Origin of the sequence: Streptomyces sp. NPDC091387, from assembly GCF_044756945.1 — a bacterium.
GTDB lineage: Bacteria > Actinomycetota > Actinomycetes > Streptomycetales > Streptomycetaceae > Streptomyces.
Genome location: NZ_JBIVTZ010000004.1, coordinates 327,045 through 349,098, shown reverse-complemented (window position 1 = coordinate 349,098; position 22,054 = coordinate 327,045). Strand labels below are relative to the sequence as shown.

Genomic DNA, 22,054 nt, shown 5'->3' with positions numbered 1-22,054 from the left:
CGGAAGTGAAGTAAAGCGGTAATGTAAGTGTCTTTAAGTCGACGCTCAACCTAGGGTGGCGGGTGTGCCGTTGGCAACAGACCACCGGCAGACGCGGGACGAGGGACAAGTCATGGCGGGAACCAGCAGCGCGACCGGCGAACCGGGGCGGACGACCGGTGAGGCTCCGGTCCGCCCGCGGCGGGAACAGGCGCAGGAGCAGGACGCACCGGCCGCGATCGGCAGCCGGGTGAAGCGGCTCCGCAAGGAACGGGAACTGACCCAGCGGCAGCTCGCCGAGCCCGCGTACACCGCCGCCTACGTCTCGACGCTGGAGGCCGGCAAGGTGCGGCCCTCCGAAGCCGCCCTCCGGCACATCGCCGAACGCCTCGGCGTCGCCCACGAGGAACTCGCCACGGGCAGGCCCACCCACATCGCCACGGCCCTCCGGATGGAACTCGCCGACGCCCAGCGGCTCCTGGCCGTCGAGGACGCCGCCGACGCACGGGCCGCCTACGAACAGATCCTCGGCCGGGCCGAGCGGTACGGACTCACGCAGGAACGGGCGGCCGCGCTCGTCGGGCTCGGCGAATGCGCGCTGGAGGCCGGAGAGCTGACCGATGCCCTGGACCGGTTCCGGGCGGCGGAACACGCGCTGGCCGGCGAACCGCTCCCCGCCCGCGCGCGGGCGGTCCGGGGCCGATCGGTCGCCCACTACCTCGCCGGTGAACTGCGCTACTCCTGCTACCTGCTGGAAAGCGCGATCGACGAGCTGAACACGTCCGGGCTGCACGATCCGGGCGCGCTGCTCCAGCTCTACACGGCCTCGATCGCGCCGTACATGGACATGGGCGCCCACGCCCGCGCCGCGCAGGCCGCCGAACTCGCACTCGCCCTGGTGCCCCAGGTGTCGGACCCCGCGCTGGTCGCCACCATGCACCGAACGGTGGCCCGCACGCTGATCGCCGAAGGCAGGGCCGACGCCGCCCAGACGTCGTTGGCGCGGGCCACCGAGCTCTACCAGCAGCTGCAGATCCGTACCGAGCTCGCTCACTGCCACTGGATGCGGGGCTACGTCTGTGCCCAGCACGACGACCTCGTGCGGGCGGAGACGGAACTGCGCACCGCGCACTCGATGCTGGTGTCCAAACGGGCGGCCCTGTACGTCTCACAGGTGGAGGTCGAGCTCGCCGATGTCCTGCGCAGGAGGGGGAAGTCGACGGAGGCCGCGGAGCTGCTGGAAAGCCTGCTGGCCGGCCTCAAGCCCGGCCGCGGTGCGGTGCACGCCGGCGGTGCGCACCGGCTTCTCGGACTGATCGCCGAGGAGGCCGGGGACGCCGAGGCGGCGGAACTGCACTACGCCACCGCGCTCTCCCTGCTGGAACAGACGGGGGCCGCCGGAGACCTCGCCGACATCTGCCGGCTGCTCGGAGACCTGCTGCGCGGCGAGGGCCGGACGGAAGCGGCGTTGAACGCCTACCGGACCGGCCTCGGTCACCGCGCGGAACCGGGCACGACCACCCTCGGCCCCGCCCCGGCCCGCCCGCCGTTCGCCCCCTGGGCCTGACGGCGGGGCTGGGACTCGGCGGTGCCTGCGGACCATCTTGCAAGATCAAGGGGGGAATGATTGAGTCCGCCCACACCAGTCGCTTGAATGGGCGCCATGACCCAGGACAGGAATTCCCGCCCCAGCCGCCGCTCCCTGCTCGCGTGGAGCGGCGCCAGTGCGCTGACCGCCGCGACCGTGTCCCTCGGCACCGAGACGGCATCGGCCGCCACGTATCCCGCGCCGGGCTCCGCCCTGATGGTGCCTTCCCCCCGGCTTGATCTGAACAGTGCGTCGAGCAAGTGGATACGCGAGAAAGCCACCCGTGATGCCACCATCATCCAGTCGTTCGGCTACGACAACGCCAACGGCCATATCTACCTGGCGCAGGTGACGCAGGGAGGACTGCAACTCGCGGGTGAGTCCGCCCCGGTCAGCAGTGCCGATCGCAACAGGCGCGGTGACCTGACCATCACCAAGTGGGACACGTCCGGCAACACCCTCGGCCACATGTATCTGCGCGGCTTCGGGCACGGTATGAGCATCGGCGTCGAACCTGTCGGCAGCAAGGCCTATCTGTGGACGGAGGCCGACGGCGCGGAGGTGGCGGACCCGGTGCACCCGGATGACCCGGACAAGACAACCAGCCGCGGCACTCGCCTGGCCCGCTTCCCCTTCACCGACGGCCAGGTGCTCGACACCACCTCGTCCACGCTCGCCAAGTACAAGCCGGTCCCGGGCTCCAACACCTACACCGCCTCCGTCGACCCGGTGTACGGTCGGCTCGCCATCCGCTACCGCGACACGGACGGCGTGATGAAGTTCCAGGTGCACGACCTCGATCTGGCGCGCCTCAACATCTGGAGCGAGCCGCTCGCGACCATCAGCGAGCCGTCCGTCAAGGCGGTCCCCGGATGGCCCCTCACCACTTACGGCAACCCTTTCCTCCAGGGCTACGTCGTCGTCGGTCAGTACCTCTACATGCTGCACGGCAACAGCTACGGTTCCACCCAGAAGATCAACGGCCAAGAAGTGGTGATCTCGGAGCCCGGGGTCGGAAATACGTTCATCAGCTCCGTGAAGCTCACCACGGGCGCCTTCTCCCCTGCCCCGCCTTCGCCCTTCAACCAGAATGTCAATCCCGCCCACACCGCAGCCGCGTACTCACTGGACTACCGGGAACCGGAGGGGCTCGGCGTCCTCATTCCGGACCTCAACCGGCCCGGCGTGTTCAGTATCGCCATGGGCTTCGCCTCGGGACCGCCCGGCGCACGCGTGGCGAGCATCTACGGCAAGGCCGGGCTGATCCAGCCCTCCTGATACGTGTCGGAATGAGCCGATGGACGGAGGGGGCAGCCCGTGGATCCGGGAGCCCCCTCCGTCCGCGTGCGCCAGGGGCTTCAGCCCGCCCCCGGGAGGGACTTCAGAGCCGCCGACGCCTCGTTCATGATCCGCTCGACCAGCTCCGCACAGGAGGGCAGGTCCTCGATCAGCCCCGCCACCTGGCCCGAGGCCATGACCCCGATGTCGGTACGCCCCTCGACCAGTGAGGCCTTGAGCAGCATCGGGGTGTTGGCGGCCAGCAGCACCTGGCTCCAGGTCAGCTCCTTGCCGTGCCTCATCGCCAGTCCGTCGCGGATCAGCTGGGGCCAGCTCGCGCCGGACTCCTTCCGGAAGGCCGAGGCGTGCCGCACCGCCCTCAGCAGGGAGGCCGCCCGGCCGGAACGCTCCAGCGCGTCGACCATCTCGGTGCGCAGCATGCGGTGCGGCAGGCCGTCGACGCGGTCGGTGACCGTGACGTCCTTGACGGTGGCGGCCAGGTACTTCGCCTTCACCGCCGCCGGGACGGTGCTGTCGGAAGTGAGCAGGAAGCGCGTCCCCATCCCGATCCCGGCCGCTCCGTAGGCGAGCGCGGCGACCAGGCCGCGGCCGTCGTGGAAGCCGCCCGCCGCGATGACCGGGATGCCGACGGCGTCCACGACCTGGGGGAGCAGCACGGTGGTGGCCACGTCGCCCGTGTGGCCGCCGCCCTCACCGCCCTGCACCATCACCGCGTCGGCGCCCCACGCGGCGACCTTCTCCGCGTGCCGCCGGGCCCCCACGGACGGGATGACGACGACGCCGGCGTCCTTGAGCCGGGCGATCAGCTCCTTCGACGGGGCGAGCGCGAACGACGCCACCCGCACGCCCTCGTCGATCATGATCCGTACCCGCTCGCCGGCGTCGCCCGCGTCCGCCCGCAGGTTCACGCCGAACGGCGCGTCCGTACGGGACCTGACCTCGCGGATCGCCGCGCGCAGCTGCTCGACGGTCATCGTCGCGGAGGCCAGGATGCCGAGCGCCCCCGCGTTCGCGGAGGCGGACACCAGCCGGGGGCCGGCCACCCACCCCATCCCGGTCTGCACGAGCGGATAGCGCACCCCGGTCAGCTCGGTGAGCGCGGTCGGCACCGGCACGGGCCCCGTCATGCCGGGACCTCGCGCTCGCGCAGCCCCTTCGGGTCGATGACCTCGCGGATCAGCCGGAGTTCGGCGTCCGTGGGGTCCCGGGTGAACGGGACGTCGCCGGGGATCGTGAGGCCGAACCCGGTCGCCTCGGTGACCTGTTCGACGCTCACCCCGGGGTGGAGGGAGCGCAGCCGCATGGTGCGGTCCGGGGTCTCGAAGTCGAAGACGCCCAGATTGCTGACGACTTCGGGGATGCGGTGGTAGCGGGTCGCGGAGGGTCCGGCGGCGGCCGCCCGGTCGTACCCGACCCCGCTGACCATGTCGACGTGCTCCACGAACACCCGCGCCGAGTGCTTGGGCACCCAGTAACTCGTCGGATTGTTCAGGGTGTTGACCGGGGCTCCGCGCACCCCCAGCAGCTGCCGGGTGGGCCTGTCCCACGGGCCGATGCAGGAGATGTTCTGGTTGCCGTGCCGGTCGATCTGGCTGGCGCCCATCATCACGTGCCGGCGGCCGGTGGCGGTCAGCGTCAGGTGCTGACGGAACGGCAGCCAGCCCTCGATGCTCCCGGGCCCCGTCCCCAGCGCGGGGGTGTCGCCCATCAGCAGCGCCTCGCCGTCGGTCAGCAGCAGATCGGGTGAGAAGGTGAGCCTCGCCAGCCGCGCCCCGATGGCCGGGACGGTGCCCATCGGGCTGGCGAGGATCTCGCCCGCGTCCCGCCACGCCTCGGCGCAGGCCACCACGCAGTACTCCGCGCGGCTCACCGTCGCGATGCCGGTGGTCTCGGTGCCGCTCATGCTTCCTCCTGGTGGAACGCGGTGACGGCGGCCTGGTAGGCGGCCTCGTCGCCGGACAGGAACCGTTCGACGAAGGCGGGCCATGCCTCGGGGTCCCGGGCGGCCCGGACGTAGGCGCGCTGGAAGCTCTCGTCCCGGTCGTGGTCGGGCACGCACGACGTGAAGTGCGCGCCGTTCGGCGTCTCGACGACCCCGTCCACGAACAGCCGCTTGACCAGCAGCGTCTGCGGCCCGTGCTCCTTGAGCAGGTCCGCCGTCTCCACGATCCGCTCGCAGGAGACGTAGCTGTGGTCGGCGGCCTCGCAGAACAGGTCGTCGAAGTACGGGTCGGGGCCGAGGTACTGGCCGTTGCCCTGTACGTCCGCGCGGTTGAGGTGGACCAGGGCGGCGTCCAGCCGCAGGGCCGGGGCGGCGACCAGCTTCTCCCCGTCCTCGTACGGCGAAGTGACCGTACGCAGGGCCGGGTTGACCTCCATCAGGTCCGAGCCGAGCCCGGCACGCACCGGCATGAACGGCAGCCGCTGCGCGCCCGCCGTCAGCCCCCACATCATCATCGCCTCGTCGAGCTCGACCATCTCGAACGCGCCGCGCTGCCGGGCGGCGGTGAAGTGCGGCTCCAGCGGTATGGAGTCGAGGGTCCCGAACGCCGCGACCAGTTTGCGGATCCGGCCCGCGGCGGCGAGCAGGCCGACGTCAGGGCCGCCGTACGACACCACGGTCAGATCGGTGACGTCCGAACGCAGCAGCGCCCGGACGAGGGCCATCGGCTTGCGGCGCGAACCCCAGCCGCCGATGCCGACCGTCATTCCGCTCTCCAGCCGGCCGACGACGTCGTCGGCCGTCATCGTCTTGTCGTGTGTCACGCCTGCTGCTCCTTGTCCGTGCCGAAGGTGTCGCGCACGCGGTCCGCGACGCCGCTGAGATTGGCCTCGAAGGTGAAGCCCTGCTCGAAGCGGTAGCTGCGGCGTACGTCGACCGGGTCGATGCCGTTGATGGCGGCCTTGGCCAGCCGGATCAGGTATCCGTCCTTCGCGGCGATCTCCCGGGCCAGCTCCAGGGCGGCTCCGGGCAGTTCGCCGCGCGGGACGACGCTCCACACCGAACCGTGCCGGTGCAGTTCGCGGGCCGTCACGGTGCGCGAGGTGTAGTACAGGGTCCGCATCAGGTGCTGCGGAACCAGCCGGGCCAGATGCGTGGCCGCGCCGAGCGCGCCCCGGTCCAGCTCCGGCAGTCCGAAGGACGCGTCGTCACTGGCCACGATCGCGTCCGCGTTGCCCACCAGGCCGATGCCGCCGCCCAGGCAGTAGCCGTGCACGGCGGCGACCACCGGGACCTCGCACTCGTAGACCGCCGCGAACGCCTCGAAGCAGCCCCGGTTGGCGCCGATCAGCGCCTCGGGCCCGTCCGCGCGCTGCATTTCCTTGATGTCCACGCCCGCGTTGAACCCGCGGCCCTCGGCGGTGAGTACCACGCAGCGGACGTCCGGGTCAGCCCCGGCGGCGCGGACCGCGGCGGCGAGGTCGTACCAGCCCTGTACGGGCAGGGCGTTGACCGGGGGGAAGTCCACGGTGACGACGGCGACGCCCTCTTCCGGGGCGGAGGTGGAGACACCCATGAGCAGATCAGCTACCTTTCCACCAAACGTTTGTTAGATTCAACGTAGCAGTGATACGGACGCCGCGGGAGAGCGTCATGCCACTCAGTGGTCCCGGCGCCCCGTTCTCCGCTCGTCGCCCCTCGAAAGGACACTCGTCATGACCTCATCGACAGCCCTGTGCGCCGGACGCGTCGCCGTCGTCACCGGCGCGGGCCGCGGACTCGGCCGCGCCCACGCCCTGGCCTTCGCCGCCGAGGGCGGACAAGTCGTCGTCAACGACCTCGGCGTGGGCCCCGACGGCTCCGGTACGGCCACCGGCCCCGCCCAGCGGGTCGTCGAGGAGATCATCGCGGCGGGCGGCGAGGCCGTCGCGCACAACGCGGACATAGCCACCGCCGACGGCGCGGCCTCCCTCGTCGCGACCGCGCTCGATTCCTTCGGCCGCCTCGACACCCTGGTCAACAACGCCGGATTCCTCCGCGACCGGATGCTGGTGAACCTGGACGAGGACGACTGGGACGCCGTGACCCGCGTCCACCTCAGGGGCCACTTCCTGCCGCTCAAGCACGCGGCGGCGCACTGGCGCGCAGAGGCGAAGGCCGGGCGGGTGCACGAGGCCAGGGTCGTCAACACCGCTTCCGGGGCCGGGCTGCTGGGCAGCGTGGGCCAGGGCAGCTACTCCGCCGCCAAGGCCGGGATCGTCGCCCTGACCCTGGTGGCCGCCGCCGAGATGGGCCGCTACGGGGTCCAGGTCAACGCGATCGCCCCGGCCGCCCGCACCCGGATGACCGAGGAGACCTTCGCCGAGACCATGGCGGCGCCCGCCGGGGGAGGGTTCGACGCGATGGCCCCCGAGAACGTCTCGCCGCTCGTCGTATGGCTGGGTTCCGCGGCGTGCGCCGGGGTCAGCGGCCGGGTCTTCGAGGCCGAGGCCGGACGGATCACGGTGATGGAGGGCTGGCGGCCCGGCCCCACCGCCGACAACGGCGCCCGCTGGAGCCCGGCCGAGGCGGGGGCGGCGGCGTCCGGACTGCTCGCGGCGGCCGAGACGCCTCAGCCGGTGTACGGGGCGCGCTGACGCCACACCGTGGCGGGGATGGATGACGCACAGTCATACAGCCCCCGCCACAACTGTGTTCAGGAGCTCGCAGGCTCCCCGCGTACTCCTCTGGCCAGCAGTGCGGGGGACTCCGGGCGGCCGTCCAGGATCCGGTTGGTACGGGTGACCACCTGCCAGCCGGACTCCGTACGGCGCAGCCGCCAGTGGTTGGCGGTGGCCCGGCGCACGACGTACCGGCCCGCCTCGTGCACCACCATCAGCGAGTGGCACACCGCCACGGCCTCGTCGCCGACGACCGTGATGTGCGGCGGACCCACGAGATGGGCACAGCCCTGCCGGATCCAGCCCTGGTGCGCGGGGGACCGCACCATCTCACGGATCCGCTCCCGGCCCGCGAGGAAGATCTCGTCGATGTCGTACACTCCGTCAGGTGCCCAGAGCGCCGCGACACCGTCCGCCTCGCCGCCGTCCACCAGCGGCCCGTACGAGGCCATGGCGCGGGCGATGTCGCGCTCGTCCTCCAGAGCCGCGAGCCGGGCCTCGACCGCTGCCAGCCGGTCCGCGCTCATGCCCGTGCCTCCGTGGCCGCCGTGGTGCCCGCGAGCACGGCGAGCGCCTCCAGCTGTTCGACGTAATGGCTCGCGGACTCCGCGCTCAGCGCCACGCTGACCAGCGTGGCACCGGCGTCGGACACCTTCCGCAGCGCCTCGGACGTGCGGTCCGCTTCGCCGGACGGATCGAGCGGGCGGCCCGCGCTCAGCACCACCTCGAAGCCCTCCGGGAGTTCGGCCGCGCCGACCATCTCGCGCAGCCGGTCGAGCGGCAGCCCGAACGGCACCCAGCCGTCGCCGTGCGCCACCGCCCGGCGCAGCGAACGCGGGGTGCGGCCACCGATCCACAGCGGCACCCTGGCCTGCACCGCGTGCGGCTCCACGATGAGCCCCGCGTAGTCGAAGTGCTCACCGTGGTAAGCGGGTTCACGGCTGGACAGCGAGGCCCGCAGGGCCGCTATCGCGTCGTCCGCGAGCGCGCCCCGGCCCCCGAACTCCGCACCCAGCAGCCGGAACTCCTCCTCCAGACTGCCGACGCCGAGCCCCAGCACCAGCCGTCCGCCCGAGACACGGTCCAGCGTGCCGTAGCGCTTCGCGAGCGCCAGCGGATGGTGGTAGCCGAGCACCAGGACCTGGGTGGCGAACCGGATCCGACGGGTCCTGGCGGCCAGATAGCCGAAGGTGGCGAGCGGATCCCAGTAGGTTCCGCCGCGCTGCCGGGCGATGTCCACGGGCACCGCGACATGCTCCGAGCAGGTCAGATGGTCGAAGCCGAGCCGGTCCGCGGCCTCGGCGACCGCTCCCAGCTCCTCGATTCCGGCCGTGCGCTCCCAGGGGGAGTGGACGCCGGGGACGGCCGTGACGACGGGACTGTTGATGCCGAGCCGCATGGGGAACCTCTCTCGGTCGGGACAGGACGCAAGGTCGAGAGGCCATCCAAGTTCCCCCACCCCGTGCGCGCGGGCCCCGTCCCGGTGAACGGAACGGGACGCGCCGGACCGGCGGCGCGCGGGAGATCATCGTCGGCTCCGGCGGAAGGAAGTCGGCACCGTGCCCCGAACGAACGGCGAGAGAACCCCCGCACACCCCACCTCGGCCAAGCAGCGCCAGCGCTACGCCCGGATCCTGCGGTCCGCCGCACGCCTCGGCGCCGAGCACGGCCTCGAACGGATGCAGATGCACGACGTGGCCCGGGAGTCCGGCGTCGCGATCGCCACCCTGTACCGCTACTTCCCCTCCAAGATCCACCTGTTCGCCGCCGTCATGCACGACCAGGTGCTCCGCCTCGACGCCGGCACCCCCGCGCCCCCGCCGGGCACCGGCCCCGTGGAGGCGGTGACCGACCTGCTCACCGGGGCGAGCCGGCAGCTCTTCGAGCAGCCGCTGCTGGCCCTGGCGATGATGCAGTCCGGCAATGTCTCCCACCTCGGCGAGGGCAGCCCGGCCCGGCGCACGGACGAGATCCTCATGGACCTCGTCCTGCGCACGGCCGGGGTGACCGACCCCTGCGAACGGGACCGGCGGGTGGTCCGTATCCTGGAACAGGCCTGGTACGGCCTGCTGACCACCGTCCTGTACGAGCGCTCGACGGTCGAGGCGGCGCAGGAGGGCATCCGGCTGGCCTGCCGCCTCCTGCTCGGCCCGATCCTGGCCGGACGAGGTACCCGCAGGAGCCCCATCGGCACCGGACGCGGCTTCTGACACGGTGTTCCGGCACGCCCGGCGGGCCGCGACACTGCCCGGCCAGCGGGACCGCGCACGCCCGCCGGGGGGACGGAACCTCTACGGTGCGCAAGGGGCCCGTCCCCGGGCCAGTGGCCGCGCACGCGCGCCGTTGACCCCGAGGGCCGGGGCCCACACCAGCACGATCGATCTGAGGAGTACCCATGCCCCGCAATGTCGTCGTCACCGGATCCGGATCCGGGATCGGTGCCGCACTCACCACTCTGCTCCGCGCCCGGGGCGACCGGGTGATCGGGGTGGACCTGCGCGGGGGCGACGTCGACGCCGACCTGTCCACACCCGAAGGCCGCGCCACCGCCGCCGCGGCGGCCCGCGACGCGGCCGGGGGAGTGGTGGACGCGGTCGTCACCTGCGCCGGCACCTCCGTACCGGGAACCGCGATGGTGACCGTCAACTACTTCGGCACCACCGAGTTCCTGACGGCGCTGCGGCCGGCGCTCGCCGCGGCGCAGCGGCCCAGGGCCGTGGTCATCGGCTCCATCTCCGGCACCCAGCCCAGCGACCCGGACGTCGTCGCCGCCTGCCTGGCCGACGACGAGGCCACCGCCCTGGCACACGCGGAGCGGGCCGTCGCCGACGGCCGCGCCCGGCAGCTCTACCCCTCGTCCAAGGCGGCGCTCGCCCAGTGGGCGCGGCGCACCGCGGTCGCCGAGGGGTGGGCCGACGCCGGAATCCCGGTGAACGTGGTCGCGCCCGGCATCGTGCTCACCCCGATGAGCGCGGGGCTCTTCGACGATCCGGAGATGAAGAAGGTCATGGACACCGCCGTCCCCATGCCGCTCAACGGCTATCTGCGGCCCGAGGACGTCGCGGCGGCCGTGCTGTTCCTGGTCTCCGAGGAGAACAGCCACATCACCGGGCAGGTGCTGTACGTCGACGGGGGCGCCGAGGCGACCCTGCGCGGACCCGCGGACTTCTGAGCGGTCACCCGAGGTGCCCCGGCCGCGTCGGGCGGCCGGGGCACCTTCGTTCTGAGCCATGGGCAGGGCGTCGGATCCGTATGGTCAGATCCGTACCTGGGGCCGGATCACCTTGCCGGTCGCGTTGCGCGGGAGCTCGTCGGTGGTCAGCCGCCACCGCTTGGGCACCTTGAAATAGGCCAGTTCGTGTCCCGCGTACTCCCGCAGCGCCTCCTCGGTGACCGTCGAGCCCGCCGCGAGCACCACGACGGCGGCCACCTCCTGACCGAGGTCGGGATGCGGCACCCCCAGCACCAGGCACTCCCGGACGTCCGGGTGTTCGGCCAGGACCGTCTCGACCTCGGCGGGGTAGACGTTCTCGCCGCCCCGGATGATCAGGTCGGAGCGGCGGCTGCTGAGATGGAGCCGGCCCTCGCGCAGCTGCCCCAGGTCCCCGGTGCGCAGCCAGCGGTCCGGGCCGATCGCACCGGCGGTGGCCTCGGGATCACGCCAGTAGCCCAGCATGTTGTACTGGCTGCGGACCCAGACATCGCCCTCCTCGCCCTCGCCGAGCACCTCGCCGCCGGGGTCGCGAATCTCCAGCTGCACCCCGGCGACGGGCCGGCCGAGGGTACCGGGAGCCGCCGCCAGATCCTGCGGGCTCGCCGCGGCGACGCCCGTACATGTCTCGGTCAGCCCGTAGCTGTCCACCAGCGAGTCCTTCGCGAACGGCAGGCTCTTGCGCAGCCGCTCCTTGAACTCGGTCGACGAGGGGGCGGAGGCCAGCGAGAACGCCGTCAGCGAGGACGTGTCGTACCGGTGGGCCCCGCCGTGTTCGAGCAGCCGGTGGGCCATCGTCGGCACCGCACCCCAGTTGGTGACGCGCTCCCGCTCGACCATGGCGAGCACCGCGTCCACGTCGAACGCGCCCTGGTGCAGGGCGATCCGGCTACCGGTGGCGAGCCGCGGCACGGCCAGGTTGTGCAGGCTCGCGATGTGGAACAGCGGCAGCGTCAGCAGGTACACGCGGTCCTGCGGGTGCAGCGGGTCGCCGAACTCCTGGAGCAGGGCGTCGTTCATGCGGTGGTACTCGACGACGGCCAGCAGGTTGCGATGCGTGTGCACGGCCCCCTTGGGGCGGCCCGAGGTGCCCGAGGTGTAGAGGATCACGGCCGGATCGTCCTCGGCGACGTCGGCGGACGGCAGCGGCGCGTCGGCGTGGGCCGTGGCGCAGCGGACGATGTCGTCCTCCATGGACAGCACCGGGACCGAGCAGCCGGCCAGCTTCGCCGACTGCCTGGCGTCGGCCACCACGAGGGCGGGCTCCGCGTTGCTCAGGCCGTGGGCCATCTCGCGCGCCGACCACCAGGCGTTGAACCCGACCGCCACCGCGCCGATCGAGACGGTGGCCCAGAACGTCACGATCCACTCCGGGGAGTTGGCGGCGGCGATGGCCACCCGGTCGCCCTTGGCGACGCCGTACTCCTCACGCAGTACCCGGGCCAGTGAGGCGACCCGCGCCGCGTGCTGGGCGAAGGTGATCCGGCGGTCCGCGGTGACGATGAAGTCGCGTCCGGCGTGCGCGACGGACGCGTGCAGTACCTCGTGCAGGGCCCGTTGCCGGTGGGTGAACACCGGCAGCCGGGTGCCCAGCACATCGTCGTCGGCGAGCTCGAACCGGCCGTCCGGGCCGGTGAGGCCGTTCGCCGGGGCGGGAGCGGGGGCGGAGGTGCGGTGATCCGTTTCGCTGGGCATCGGGAACTCCTGGGCGTCGTGAACTCCACTGGGATCGCGGTCGACGCCAGTGTCGGCCAGTACGGGGTCCCTGCCCCCCGGCCGGTTCCGGTCACTGGGACACCGTGCCACGGCGCCGCCGGGAGCGGGAGCCCTCGTCCCACCGGGCCTGGCCGCCCCCGGGCCCGGTTCCCGGTGAGTGGGATGCGTCACGTCGGCCGGATTTCGCCGGCCGTAGCGTCCCCCATCTGATCCGGCCCCCACGCTCTTCGCCGCTTCCCGCACCGGACGAACTCCGCTTCCCGCACCCGGACAACTGGAGGAAGAAATGAAGCGAGCACCACGGGTGAGAGCCCGTTTCGCAGCGGGCCTGGCCGTCGCGGCCATGCTCACCTCCGCATGCGCCTCACCCGACGACGGGGGCAGCGGCAAGCAGCGCACGGCCGAACGCGGCCGCTACGAGTTCGGCACGGTCGGCGACCAGCCCAAGGGCGGCGAACCGGTCCGCGGTGGCACCCTGCGCTTCGCGGACTACGCGGAGGCCCGCAGCCTCAGCCCCGCCGTCACCTACGCGACGGGCGCGTCCGGCGGCTCCGCGCTCGCCGCCGTCTACGACGTACTGATGCGCTACGACACCGCGGCGAAGAAGTACCGGCCGTGGCTGGCCCAATCGCTGCACAGCAGCGACGACCTGAAGACCTGGACGCTGAAGCTCCGCGACGGCGTCACGTTCTCCGACGGCACACCCCTGAACGCCGAAGCCGTGGTCGGAAGCATCGCCTGGTACCAGCGGAGCAAGGGCGCCGACACCGCGCTGCTCGCCCCGAACCTCGCGACGGCACGGGCCACCGACGACTCCACCGTCGTCTTCACCCTCCGCAACTCCTGGGCCGCCTTCCCGGCGATGCTCGCCCAGGCACCCGGCATGATCGTGGCCCCCGCCGCGTACGCCTCGAAGACGTTCCGGCCGATCGGCGCCGGACCCTTCACCCTGGGCACGTACGCCCCCCAGGAGGAGATGATCCTCAAGGCGAACAAGAAGTACTGGAAGGGCGCGCCCTACCTCGACGCGCTGCGCTTCACCTGGCCGCAGTCGGACCGCTCCAAACTCGACGCGCTGAACGACGGCACCGCCGACGTGACGTACATGCGCAGCCCCGACGTCGTCGACGACGCCGTGCACGAGGGCCACCCCGGGGAGCTGACCCTCACCGGCCTCGGCAACATGATCACCATCAACACCCGTGACGGCCGCCCCGGTGCGGACCTGCGGGTCCGCCGGGCGATGGCCCTGGCCCTCGACCCGAAGCTCGACACCGCACGCGCCTACGAGGGCAAGGGCCTGCCGGGGCAGGAGATCTTCCCGCCCGAATCACGCCTGCACTCCTCGGTGAAGCCCCTCGGGATCGACCTCGACCAGGCGAAGAAGCTCGTCTCCGAGGCCAAGAAGGACGGCTTCGACGGCACCCTCACCTACATGGACGGCACCGACCCCGTCTCCCGGGCCAAGGCGGTCGTCACCAAGGCGATGCTGGAGCGGGTCGGCTTCACCGTCGAACTCGACCTGGTCTCCTCCATCGCCGACCGGGTGTCCAAGACCTACGTGGAGCACGACTTCGACATCAGCCGCGGCGCGGCGAGCATCTCCGAGAGCGACCCCTACCACCGCCTCCAGAGCGTCCTGAACTCCAAGAGCTACGGCAACCCCGGCGCGTACGCCAACCCGAAGATGGACGAACTGCTCGTCGAACTCCAGGGCGCCCGGGGCCAGGCGCAGACCCAGCGGATCCTCGACGACGTCCAGACACTCTTCAACGAGGACGTGCCCGTGGTGAACCTCGGCGCGAGCGCCGGCTTCACCGCCTGGGGCAAGAACGTCCACGGCATCGTGCCCACCGACGAGTACATGGCCCTCCTCGGGCAGGCATGGATCAGCAAGTGACGTCCCGCGGCCCGGCGCTCCCGCCCCGTGCGCACCGGGCCCGCCCGGCCCCACCGGACCGTGGTGCGCGACGGGCCGAACGACAGGCCCCAGATCTGGAGGAACCATGAGTCCCGCTGCGCTTCGCCGCCTGGCCGTCCGGGCCCTGGAACTGGTGGGCGTGCTCCTGATCGCGAGCATGGGAGTGTTCTCCCTGGTCGTCCTGATGCCGGGCGATCCCGCCGTCGACATTCTCGGGGCGGGCCGGGCACCCTCCGAGTACGCCGGGCTCCGTCATGACCTCGGACTCGACCAGCCCGTCGTCACCCGCTACTTCCACTGGCTGGGCAACGCCCTCACCGGCGACCTCGGTCACTCCGTCGTACCACCCCGGAGCGACGTCACGGACCGGGTGCTGTCCGCGCTGCCCGTCAGCTTCGAGATCGCGGCGCTCGGACTGCTCATCGCCCTGCTGATCGCCGTGCCGCTGGCCATGTGGTCGGCGTACCGCGAGGGCTCGGCCGCCGACCGGATCATCGGCGCCGGTACCTTCGGCGTGCTGTCCGTGCCCAGCTTCCTGGCCGGTCTGCTGCTGGTCCTCGTCCTGGTCAACTCGGCCGGCTGGTTCCCCCGATCCGAATGGGTACGGCTCGGCGACGGCGACCTCGCGGGCAATCTGCACCACGCATTCCTGCCCGCCCTGACCGTCGCCCTGGCCGAACTCGCCATGTTCACCCGGGTACTGCGCGGCGACCTCATCGTGACCCTGCGGGAGGACTTCATCCTCGCCGCCCGCGCCAAGGGCATGAACCCGCTGCGCATCCTGTTCTCCGACGCCCTGCGCCCCTCCTCGTTCTCCCTGGTCACCCTGCTCGGCCTCAGCCTCGGCCGGCTGATCGGCAGCACCGTCGTCGTCGAGTACCTCTTCCAACTGCCCGGCATGGGGACCCTCATCGTCAACGCGGCGGGCCAGGGCGACTACCCGATGGTCCAGGGCGCCGTGCTCACCATCGCCGTGATCTACGTGGTGATCAACGCCGGCATCGACCTCTCCTACGGCTATCTAGACCCGAGGACGCGACGTGTCCATGTCTGACATCGTTCCGCGCACGCGGACCGCCTTCCCCCCGCCCCTGCTCACCGCCGTCGCCCTCACCGCCGCCGGCCTCGCCCTCCTGGTGTTCGGGGCGACCACGGCCCAGCTCGTCCCGCTCGCCAGAGCGGCCGTCGCGCTGCTCGGCCTCGGCCTGGCACTCGGCGGTGCCTCCCGGCTCGGCAAGCGGTGGGCGGGCCCCGGCTTCGACGTGGTGTTCTGGTTCGGCGCCGGCTGGCTGCTGCTGCTCGGCCTCGCGATCCTGTTCGCCCCGTGGCTGGGGCTCGCCGAGGACCGCGACGTCGCGTCCACCGTCCTCGAACCCGTCTTCAGCCCCCCGGCGTTCACCGGCACCCACCCCCTGGGCACCAACGGCTTCGGCCTCGACCTGCTGGCCAGATCCCTCTACGGCGCCCGCTCCTCGCTGCTCATCTCCCTGTCCGCGGTCGCCATCGGCACCGTCGTCGGAGGAGCCGTCGGCATGGTCGCCGGCTACTTCGGCAAGACCGCCGACCGGGCCGTGGGCATCGCCACCAACTCACTGCTCGCCGTACCGCCGCTCATCCTGCTCATCGCGCTCGCGACCGTGCTCCAGCCGCGGCTGCGCAACGTCGCGTTCTCCCTGGCGCTGCTCACCGTCCCCGGCATGGTGCGGCTCGCCCGCGCCACGACCATGGCGTACGCCAACCGGGAGTTCGTCGTCGCGGCCCGCGCCATGGGAGCCACCCGCTCCCGCATCCTGCTGCGCGAACTGCTGCCCAACGTCCTGCTGCCCCTGCTGTCCCTGGCCGTCGTGATGATCTCGGTCCTTATCGTCGCCGAGGCCTCCCTCAGCTTCCTCGGACTCGGTATCCAGCCACCGGAACCCACCTGGGGAAACATGATCGCGGAGGGGGAGGGCCGGGTCTTCGAGGAGCACCCGCACATCGTCCTCGTGCCCGGCGCCTTCCTCTTCCTCACCGTGTTCGCCTTCAACATCGTCGGCGAGAAGGCCCGTGGCCGATGGGACTCCCGGAGCGTGAAACTGTGACCACCGCACCGCTGCCCGAGGCCCCCGTACCCCCCAGCGCCACCGGCGCCCCGCCGCTGCTGACGGCCACCGGCGTACGCACCGCCTTCCACACCCCCCGCGGCCCCGTGCAGGCCGTCGACGGCGTCAGCCTGTCGCTGTCCGAGGGCGAGACCCTCGGCATCGTCGGCGAGTCCGGATCCGGCAAGTCCGTGCTCGGCCGCACCCTCATGGGCCTCATCACCGACGGCCCCGGCACCACCGTCTCCGGCACCGTCCTGCTCGGCGGGCAGGACGTCCACGCCCTGAGCCCTGCGGGGCGGCGGGCCCTGTGGGGCACCGAGGTCGCCATGGTCTTCCAGGACCCGATGACCTCCCTGAACCCGGTGAAGAAGGTCGGCACGCATCTGTCCGAGAGCGTCCGGCTGCACCAGGGCCTGAGCCGCGCCGAGGCCCGGGAACGCGCCGTCGACCTGCTCCGGCAGGTCGGCATCCCCGAACCGGCCCGGCGCGCACGCCAGTACCCGCACGAACTCTCCGGCGGAATGCGGCAGCGCGTCGTCATCGCCATGGCCCTGGCCTGCGGCCCCCGGCTGCTCATCGCCGACGAACCGACCACCGCGCTCGACGTCACCGTGCAGAAGCAGATCCTGGACCTGCTCCAGACCCTGGCCCGGGACCTCCGGATGGCGACCGTCCTCATCAGCCACGACCTCGCCACCGTCGCCGGCCGCACGGACCGGGTCGCGGTGATGTACGCGGGCCGGCTCGTCGAGTACGCGCCCACCGCCGCTGTGTTCGACCGCCCCCGGCACCCGTACAGCAGCGCCCTCATCGCCTCCATCCCCCGCCTCGACCTGCCCCCGCACACCCTGCTCCCCACGATCGAGGGCCGCCCGCCCAACCTGCTGCACCCTCCCCCCGGATGCCGGTTCGCCCCCCGCTGCGGCGCGGCGACCGACCGCTGCGCCACCGAATCGCCCCCGCTCGCCGCATACGCCGGCGACCGCGACGCCGGCGGCGTCGTCGCCTGCCACCACCCCCTGGGCGCCGCCGAGGAGGCCGCCGTATGACCAGCACCCGCGCCACCGCAACGTCCACCTCCACCTCCACCTCCACCGAACGGGGCGCGCGGCCGCCCGCGCTGAGCGCGGAGCACCTCGTCGTGGAGTTCCCCGCCGGGCGCGGGCGGAAGGTGCACGCCGTCTCCGGCGTCAGCCTGGACGTCGCGGCGGGCGAGACCCTCGGCATTCTCGGGGAGTCCGGCTGCGGCAAGTCCACCGTCGGCCGCGCCCTCATCCAGCTGCCGCCCCCGGACTCGGGCACCGTACGGCTCGGCGGGGTGACCCTCACGGGCCTGCCCCCGGAGGAACTGCGCCGGGCCCGTGCGCGGATGCAGATCATCATGCAGGACCCGGTCTCCGCCCTGAACCCCCGCCGCCGGGTCAAGGACCTGGTGTGGGAGGGCCCGTCGATCTGGGGGAGCGGCGACGACGCCCGCGACCGGGACACCCGGATCGACGAGGCACTGCGCGACGTGGGCCTCGACCCCGCGACCGTACGGGACCGCAGACCGCACGAACTCTCCGGCGGCCAGTGCCAGCGGGTCTGCATCGCCCGCGCGCTGCTCCTGGACCCCGAGGTGCTGATCTGCGACGAAGCCGTCTCCAGCCTCGACGTGTCCGTGCAGGCGCAGATCCTCAACCTTCTGGAGACGACGACGCGGCGGCGCGGGCTGAGCATGGTCTTCATCGCCCACGACGTCTCCGTGGTGAAGAACATCAGCGACCGCGTCCTGGTGATGTACCTCGGCAAGGTCTGCGAGGTGCTCCCCTCCGACGGGATGCAGCACGAGGCCGTCCACCCCTACACACGGCTGCTGCTCGCCTCCCTCCCCGAGGCCCAGCGCGGCCCCGGCGCCGTCGGCGACCCCGCCCCGCCGGCCGGCCCCGCCGCCGAGCTCCCGTCACCCCTGAACCCGCCGTCGGGCTGCCGCTTCCGCACCCGCTGCCCGCTGGCCACCGGCCTGTGCTCCGAGGAGGAGCCCCAGCTCAGGGACATCCGGCCCGGACACCGGGTCGCCTGTCATCACGTCGAACCGAAAAGGAACCACGCGTGACCACCACCGAGGCACCCGATGTCCTGGCCCCCGCCCAACTGGGCCCGCTCATGCTCCGCAACCGCGTCATCAAGGCCGCGACCTACGAGGGACTCAGCCACAAGTCCCTGGTGACCCAGGACCTCGTCGACTTCCACGTCGCCTACGCCCGGGGCGGCGTCGGCATGACGACCGTCGCCTACTGCGCCGTCGCCCGAGAGGGCCGGACCGACCGGCACCAGATCCACTGGACCGACGAGGCGATGCCGGGACTCCGCGTCCTCACCGAGGCCGTGCACGCCGAAGGCGCCGCGATCGCCGCGCAGATCGGCCACGGCGGGCCCGTCGCCAACCCCAAGGGCAACGGCGCCCCGGCCCTCTCCCCGTCCAGGCACTTCCACGCCACCACCCTCAGCTGGGCCCAGGAGGCGTCCGTCACCGACATCCGGCGCATCACCGAGGCACACGCCGAGGCCGCCCGCCGCGCCGTCGACGCGGGCTTCGACGCCGTCGAGGTCCACCTGGGCCACAACTACCTGGCCAGTTCCTTCCTCAGCCCCCGGATCAATCACCGCACCGACGCCTACGGCGGCAGCCTGCCCAACCGGGCCCGGTTCGCCCGCGAGATCATGCGGGCCGTCCACGACGCCGTCGGCGGCCGGATCGCCGTCATCGCCAAGATGAACATGGACGACGGGGTGCCCGGCGGCTTCTGGCTCGACGAGGCCATCCCGGTGGCGCAGTGGCTCGAACAGGACGGCACGGTCGACGCCCTGGAGATGACCGCGGGCAGCTCCCTGCTCAACCCGATGTACCTCTTCAAGGGCGACGCCCCGCTCCGGGAGTTCTCCGCGATCATGCCGCAGCCGATCAAGCTCGGGGTGAAGGCGGTCGGCAAGCGGTTCCTGCGCAGCTACCCCTACCGGGACGCCTATCTGCTGGAGGACGCCCGGCAGATCAGGGCCGCCGTGAAGCTCCCGATGGTCCTGCTCGGCGGCATCACCGACAAGCCGGCCATGGAACTCGCGATGCGGGAGGGCTTCGAGTACGTGGCCATGGCCCGCGCCCTGCTGCGCGAACCCGACCTGATCAACCGCCTGCGGGACGACGCCACCACCCCGTCCCTGTGCATCCACTGCAACAAGTGCATGCCGACCAACTTCACCGGCACCCGCTGCGTCCTCGTCGACCGCGAAACCACCCGCCGCGACACCTGGGGCACACCCGCCGGATACGTGAAGTGAGGGGGCCGGACGCGGTCGCGACGGCCGCAGCGGTCAGGGACGGCCGGACCGACGCCCGTACCGTCACCGAGGAGGCGATCGCCCGCATCCGGACGCTCGACCCCGCCCTCGGCGCGGTGGTCTACACCCGGTTCGACGCCGCCCGCGCCGAGATCGCGGCCGGACTGCCCGACGGCCCGCTGCACGGTGTCCCCATGCTGGTCAAGGACCTCGGCACCGACGTCGCGGGACTGCCCGCCACGGGCGGCAGCCGGCTCTTCGCCGACGCGACGGCCCGCCACGACAGCGAACTGGTGGCCCGCTACCGGCACGCCGGAGCCGTCGTCCTCGGCACCACCAACACCCCAGAACTCGGCCTCAACGCCTCCACCGAACCGGCACTCTTCGGCCCCACCCGCAACCCATGGAGCACCGCCCACTCGCCGGGCGGCTCCAGCGGCGGCTCCGCGGCCGCGGTGGCGGCCGGGATGGTCCCGGTCGCGCACGCGAGCGACGGCGGCGGCTCGATCCGCATCCCGGCCGCCGCCTGCGGACTGTTCGGCCTCAAGCCCAGCCGGGGGCGCGTCTCGCCCGCACCCCGCCCCACCACCCTCTCGGGCCTGCTCTCCGCACACCACGCCCTCACCACGACCGTCCGGGACAGCGCCCTGCTCCTCGACGTGGCCGCGGGCCCGCTGCCCGGCGACGCGTACGCCGCACCGGCCCCCGCCGCACCCTTCGCCGAACTGGCCCGCCGCGCCCCCGGGCGGCTGCGGATCGGGCTGCTCACCGCACTGCCGGACGGCCCCGGCGTGCACCCGGACTGCGAGCGGGCGGTACGCGCCGCGGCCCTGCTGTGCGAACGCCTCGGCCACGACGTCACCGAGACCACCGCCCCGTACCGCCCCGACGACGTCGGCCGCACCTCGGGCGTCCTGATGGGCGCCGACCTCGTCGCCCAGATCGACGCCCGGCTCGCCGGGCTCGGCAGGCCCCTGGCCGACGACGACATCGAGCCCTTCACCCGCGTGCTGTACGACCACTACCGCGGCCTCCCGGCGGCCGACGTCAGCCGCTCGCTGCGCCGCGCCCAGGAGATCGGCTGGGAGGCCGGCGCCGCGTTCCGGCGGTTCGACGTACTGCTCGCCCCGACCCTCGCGCAGCCCACCCCGCTGCTCGGCACCCTCGACACGTCGGTTCCGGAGTCGATCTACCGGCACGCCTCCGTCTACGCCGCCTTCACCAGCGTCCACAACGTGACCGGGATGCCCGCCATGTCCGTCCCCTTCGGTCACGACAGCCAAGGGCTGCCGCTCGGCGTCCAGTTCGCCGCGCCCCTCGGCGGCGAGGGAGTGCTGCTCGCCCTGGCTGCGCAGCTGGAGGAGGCGGCACCCTGGGGGACTCCGCCCGCGCCCTGACGGCACCTCCCTCCTCCACGACCGCCGTGCCGGTCAGTCGTCCTCACCTGCGACGTCGCGGAGTCGCGTGACGGCCTGCCGGAGTTCGTCGAAGGCCCGCTGCTCGTCCCGGGGTGTGACCCGGGAGGCCGGCAGGATGCTGTCGCGCGTCCCGCGGACCCGGGCATAGGCGTCGAAGCAGGCGAGCACCTGTTGGATCACCGGCTCCCGGGGCAGGGCGGGAGGCGGTGACGAAGGACGCTGCGGGGACATCTCTGAACTCTCAATCCAGTCGGAGGCTACTGGCCGGCCCGGAGCCGGGCGCCCATAGGGCGCCGAGGACCCCGGCCCGCGCAGCACGCGGGGCGTGGCTCTGCCGATGACGGGAAGCACGCGGGTCACGCGGGCAGTTGCCGCGGCAGCCGGAAGCGGGGCACCGGCGTCGGGTGCGAGGAAGGCGGCGTCGCCGAGACCCGTCTCGGCAAGGCCAGGGGCGCGAGCGACGGCTCGGGAAGGTTGCCGGCGGGCATGGTGCTCCGCCGCCGGTCAGCTCACCGCGCAGTCGGACGGCTTCACGGGCACGGGGGACGGACACGAAGGGCGAGGGGCACAGCAAGCCTTTCCGGGCGCGCGACAGTTACGTCGCCGACCAGGCTTCCCGGCACACCACCCGCTCCTCAACAACGAGGCGAGATGCGGCCATGCTATCCGCCGCGCCCCGGGGACCGCCTCGCAGGGCATCGAACTCACCGTCCGCATCACCGCGCGCACCGGTGGGTCATCACACGGCGGCGGAGACGGCCCGTCACGCGTACGGCCGCGCGTGCAGCCGTACGTACCGAAAGGGTGATTTGTCCTTCCGGTGGTGGGGTGGCGGTTCAAGACGATCGCGATGCCCGCGAGAGCGGCCGTGGGGTTCAATGCCAGTACGGCGAACGCTCTGCGGAACCAACTCTCGTC

General features: G+C 72.4%; 20 protein-coding genes. 12 read left to right on the top strand and 8 right to left on the bottom strand.

Annotated features, from left to right (window positions below):
- Positions 1-112 precede the first annotated feature (112 nt).
- Both ACIQM0_RS11035 and ACIQM0_RS11030 read left to right on the top strand, forming a co-directional pair.
- Positions 113-1,546 carry a helix-turn-helix domain-containing protein gene (locus ACIQM0_RS11035; protein WP_401285700.1) on the top strand — a complete coding sequence of 478 codons (1,434 nt, stop codon included), beginning with the start codon at positions 113-115 and terminating at the stop codon, positions 1,544-1,546.
- Between the two features lie 96 nt (positions 1,547-1,642).
- Positions 1,643-2,845, top strand: a complete 1,203-nt coding sequence (locus ACIQM0_RS11030; protein ID WP_401285699.1) for a teichoic acid biosynthesis protein C — start codon at positions 1,643-1,645, stop codon at positions 2,843-2,845.
- An 80-nt stretch (positions 2,846-2,925) separates the two neighbouring features.
- Here the strand turns inward: ACIQM0_RS11030 and ACIQM0_RS11025 are convergent, their stop codons facing one another.
- Genes ACIQM0_RS11025 through ACIQM0_RS11010 form a run of 4 tightly spaced genes read right to left on the bottom strand, consistent with a single transcriptional unit; the run spans position 2,926 to position 6,384 of the window.
- Complete coding sequence (locus tag ACIQM0_RS11025) at positions 2,926-3,993, bottom strand: NAD(P)H-dependent flavin oxidoreductase (RefSeq protein ID WP_401285698.1); 1,068 nt, start codon at positions 3,991-3,993, stop codon at positions 2,926-2,928.
- A complete protein-coding gene (locus ACIQM0_RS11020) occupies positions 3,990-4,769 on the bottom strand; it encodes a CoA-transferase subunit beta (protein WP_401285697.1) in 780 nt (259 codons plus the stop codon). Before ACIQM0_RS11020 ends, ACIQM0_RS11025 begins: the two co-directional genes overlap by 4 nt.
- Positions 4,766-5,614 (bottom strand): CoA transferase subunit A, encoded by an 849-nt coding sequence (locus ACIQM0_RS11015; protein WP_385034408.1) that lies wholly within the window; start codon positions 5,612-5,614, stop codon positions 4,766-4,768. Before ACIQM0_RS11015 ends, ACIQM0_RS11020 begins: the two co-directional genes overlap by 4 nt.
- A gap of 14 nt (positions 5,615-5,628) precedes the next feature.
- The gene (locus tag ACIQM0_RS11010; protein ID WP_401285695.1) at positions 5,629-6,384 is read right to left on the bottom strand and encodes an enoyl-CoA hydratase family protein; all 756 of its coding nucleotides are present in this window, start codon (positions 6,382-6,384) and stop codon (positions 5,629-5,631) included.
- A 139-nt stretch (positions 6,385-6,523) separates the two neighbouring features.
- On the opposite strand from ACIQM0_RS11010, the gene ACIQM0_RS11005 reads away from it, so the two are divergent.
- Positions 6,524-7,444: an SDR family oxidoreductase gene (locus ACIQM0_RS11005; protein WP_401285693.1), complete on the top strand. Its 921-nt coding sequence runs from the start codon at positions 6,524-6,526 to the stop codon at positions 7,442-7,444.
- Between the two features lie 59 nt (positions 7,445-7,503).
- Here ACIQM0_RS11005 and ACIQM0_RS11000 read toward each other — a convergent pair whose 3' ends face one another.
- Positions 7,504-7,995, bottom strand: coding sequence for a nuclear transport factor 2 family protein (locus ACIQM0_RS11000; protein WP_401285691.1), 492 nt, complete (start codon positions 7,993-7,995; stop codon positions 7,504-7,506).
- On the bottom strand, positions 7,992-8,867 hold the full coding sequence (locus tag ACIQM0_RS10995) for an LLM class F420-dependent oxidoreductase (protein WP_401285689.1): 876 nt from the start codon (positions 8,865-8,867) through the stop codon (positions 7,992-7,994). The genes ACIQM0_RS11000 and ACIQM0_RS10995 overlap by 4 nt, the downstream gene beginning before the upstream one ends.
- 160 nt (positions 8,868-9,027) lie before the next feature.
- On the opposite strand from ACIQM0_RS10995, the gene ACIQM0_RS10990 reads away from it, so the two are divergent.
- Together ACIQM0_RS10990 and ACIQM0_RS10985 are read left to right on the top strand one after the other, a co-directional pair.
- Positions 9,028-9,678, top strand: a complete 651-nt coding sequence (locus tag ACIQM0_RS10990) for a TetR family transcriptional regulator (RefSeq protein ID WP_401285687.1) — start codon at positions 9,028-9,030, stop codon at positions 9,676-9,678.
- Positions 9,679-9,863: 185 nt separating this feature from the next.
- On the top strand, positions 9,864-10,640 hold the full coding sequence (locus ACIQM0_RS10985) for an SDR family oxidoreductase (protein WP_401285685.1): 777 nt from the start codon (positions 9,864-9,866) through the stop codon (positions 10,638-10,640).
- Positions 10,641-10,724: 84 nt separating this feature from the next.
- Here the strand turns inward: ACIQM0_RS10985 and ACIQM0_RS10980 are convergent, their stop codons facing one another.
- Positions 10,725-12,374 (bottom strand): class I adenylate-forming enzyme family protein, encoded by a 1,650-nt coding sequence (locus ACIQM0_RS10980; protein WP_401285683.1) that lies wholly within the window; start codon positions 12,372-12,374, stop codon positions 10,725-10,727.
- A gap of 307 nt (positions 12,375-12,681) precedes the next feature.
- On the opposite strand from ACIQM0_RS10980, the gene ACIQM0_RS10975 reads away from it, so the two are divergent.
- From ACIQM0_RS10975 to ACIQM0_RS10945, 7 genes are all read left to right on the top strand, one after another.
- Positions 12,682-14,295, top strand: coding sequence for an ABC transporter substrate-binding protein (locus ACIQM0_RS10975; protein ID WP_401285681.1), 1,614 nt, complete (start codon positions 12,682-12,684; stop codon positions 14,293-14,295).
- A gap of 106 nt (positions 14,296-14,401) precedes the next feature.
- Positions 14,402-15,370, top strand: a complete 969-nt coding sequence (locus ACIQM0_RS10970; RefSeq protein WP_401285680.1) for an ABC transporter permease — start codon at positions 14,402-14,404, stop codon at positions 15,368-15,370.
- On the top strand, positions 15,363-16,397 hold the full coding sequence (locus ACIQM0_RS10965; protein WP_401285678.1) for an ABC transporter permease: 1,035 nt from the start codon (positions 15,363-15,365) through the stop codon (positions 16,395-16,397). Before ACIQM0_RS10970 ends, ACIQM0_RS10965 begins: the two co-directional genes overlap by 8 nt.
- Positions 16,370-17,449 carry an ABC transporter ATP-binding protein gene (locus ACIQM0_RS10960; protein WP_401285676.1) on the top strand — a complete coding sequence of 360 codons (1,080 nt, stop codon included), beginning with the start codon at positions 16,370-16,372 and terminating at the stop codon, positions 17,447-17,449. Before ACIQM0_RS10965 ends, ACIQM0_RS10960 begins: the two co-directional genes overlap by 28 nt.
- A complete protein-coding gene (locus ACIQM0_RS10955) occupies positions 17,446-18,495 on the top strand; it encodes an oligopeptide/dipeptide ABC transporter ATP-binding protein (protein WP_401285674.1) in 1,050 nt (349 codons plus the stop codon). Before ACIQM0_RS10960 ends, ACIQM0_RS10955 begins: the two co-directional genes overlap by 4 nt.
- Positions 18,492-19,718, top strand: a complete 1,227-nt coding sequence (locus ACIQM0_RS10950; RefSeq protein WP_401285672.1) for an NADH:flavin oxidoreductase — start codon at positions 18,492-18,494, stop codon at positions 19,716-19,718. The genes ACIQM0_RS10955 and ACIQM0_RS10950 overlap by 4 nt, the downstream gene beginning before the upstream one ends.
- Positions 19,715-21,115 (top strand): amidase, encoded by a 1,401-nt coding sequence (locus ACIQM0_RS10945; protein WP_401285670.1) that lies wholly within the window; start codon positions 19,715-19,717, stop codon positions 21,113-21,115. Before ACIQM0_RS10950 ends, ACIQM0_RS10945 begins: the two co-directional genes overlap by 4 nt.
- 33 nt (positions 21,116-21,148) lie before the next feature.
- On the opposite strand, the gene ACIQM0_RS10940 is transcribed toward ACIQM0_RS10945, so the two are convergent.
- A complete protein-coding gene (locus ACIQM0_RS10940; protein WP_401285668.1) occupies positions 21,149-21,367 on the bottom strand; it encodes a hypothetical protein in 219 nt (72 codons plus the stop codon).
- Positions 21,368-22,054: the final 687 nt, after the last annotated feature.

Bases quoted from the DNA above. Each gene is read 5' to 3' on its own strand.
- ACIQM0_RS11035 (WP_401285700.1), top strand. From the start codon at position 113: ATGGCGGGAACCAGCAGCGCGACCGGCGAACCGGGGCGGACGACCGGT.
- ACIQM0_RS11030 (WP_401285699.1), top strand. From the start codon at position 1,643: ATGACCCAGGACAGGAATTCCCGCCCCAGCCGCCGCTCCCTGCTCGCG.
- ACIQM0_RS11025 (WP_401285698.1), bottom strand. From the start codon at position 3,993: ATGACGGGGCCCGTGCCGGTGCCGACCGCGCTCACCGAGCTGACCGGG.
- ACIQM0_RS11020 (WP_401285697.1), bottom strand. From the start codon at position 4,769: ATGAGCGGCACCGAGACCACCGGCATCGCGACGGTGAGCCGCGCGGAG.
- ACIQM0_RS11015 (WP_385034408.1), bottom strand. From the start codon at position 5,614: ATGACGGCCGACGACGTCGTCGGCCGGCTGGAGAGCGGAATGACGGTC.
- ACIQM0_RS11010 (WP_401285695.1), bottom strand. From the start codon at position 6,384: ATGGGTGTCTCCACCTCCGCCCCGGAAGAGGGCGTCGCCGTCGTCACC.
- ACIQM0_RS11005 (WP_401285693.1), top strand. From the start codon at position 6,524: ATGACCTCATCGACAGCCCTGTGCGCCGGACGCGTCGCCGTCGTCACC.
- ACIQM0_RS11000 (WP_401285691.1), bottom strand. From the start codon at position 7,995: ATGAGCGCGGACCGGCTGGCAGCGGTCGAGGCCCGGCTCGCGGCTCTG.
- ACIQM0_RS10995 (WP_401285689.1), bottom strand. From the start codon at position 8,867: ATGCGGCTCGGCATCAACAGTCCCGTCGTCACGGCCGTCCCCGGCGTC.
- ACIQM0_RS10985 (WP_401285685.1), top strand. From the start codon at position 9,864: ATGCCCCGCAATGTCGTCGTCACCGGATCCGGATCCGGGATCGGTGCC.
- ACIQM0_RS10980 (WP_401285683.1), bottom strand. From the start codon at position 12,374: ATGCCCAGCGAAACGGATCACCGCACCTCCGCCCCCGCTCCCGCCCCG.
- ACIQM0_RS10975 (WP_401285681.1), top strand. From the start codon at position 12,682: ATGAAGCGAGCACCACGGGTGAGAGCCCGTTTCGCAGCGGGCCTGGCC.
- ACIQM0_RS10970 (WP_401285680.1), top strand. From the start codon at position 14,402: ATGAGTCCCGCTGCGCTTCGCCGCCTGGCCGTCCGGGCCCTGGAACTG.
- ACIQM0_RS10965 (WP_401285678.1), top strand. From the start codon at position 15,363: ATGTCTGACATCGTTCCGCGCACGCGGACCGCCTTCCCCCCGCCCCTG.
- ACIQM0_RS10960 (WP_401285676.1), top strand. From the start codon at position 16,370: ATGGGACTCCCGGAGCGTGAAACTGTGACCACCGCACCGCTGCCCGAG.
- ACIQM0_RS10955 (WP_401285674.1), top strand. From the start codon at position 17,446: ATGACCAGCACCCGCGCCACCGCAACGTCCACCTCCACCTCCACCTCC.
- ACIQM0_RS10940 (WP_401285668.1), bottom strand. From the start codon at position 21,367: ATGTCCCCGCAGCGTCCTTCGTCACCGCCTCCCGCCCTGCCCCGGGAG.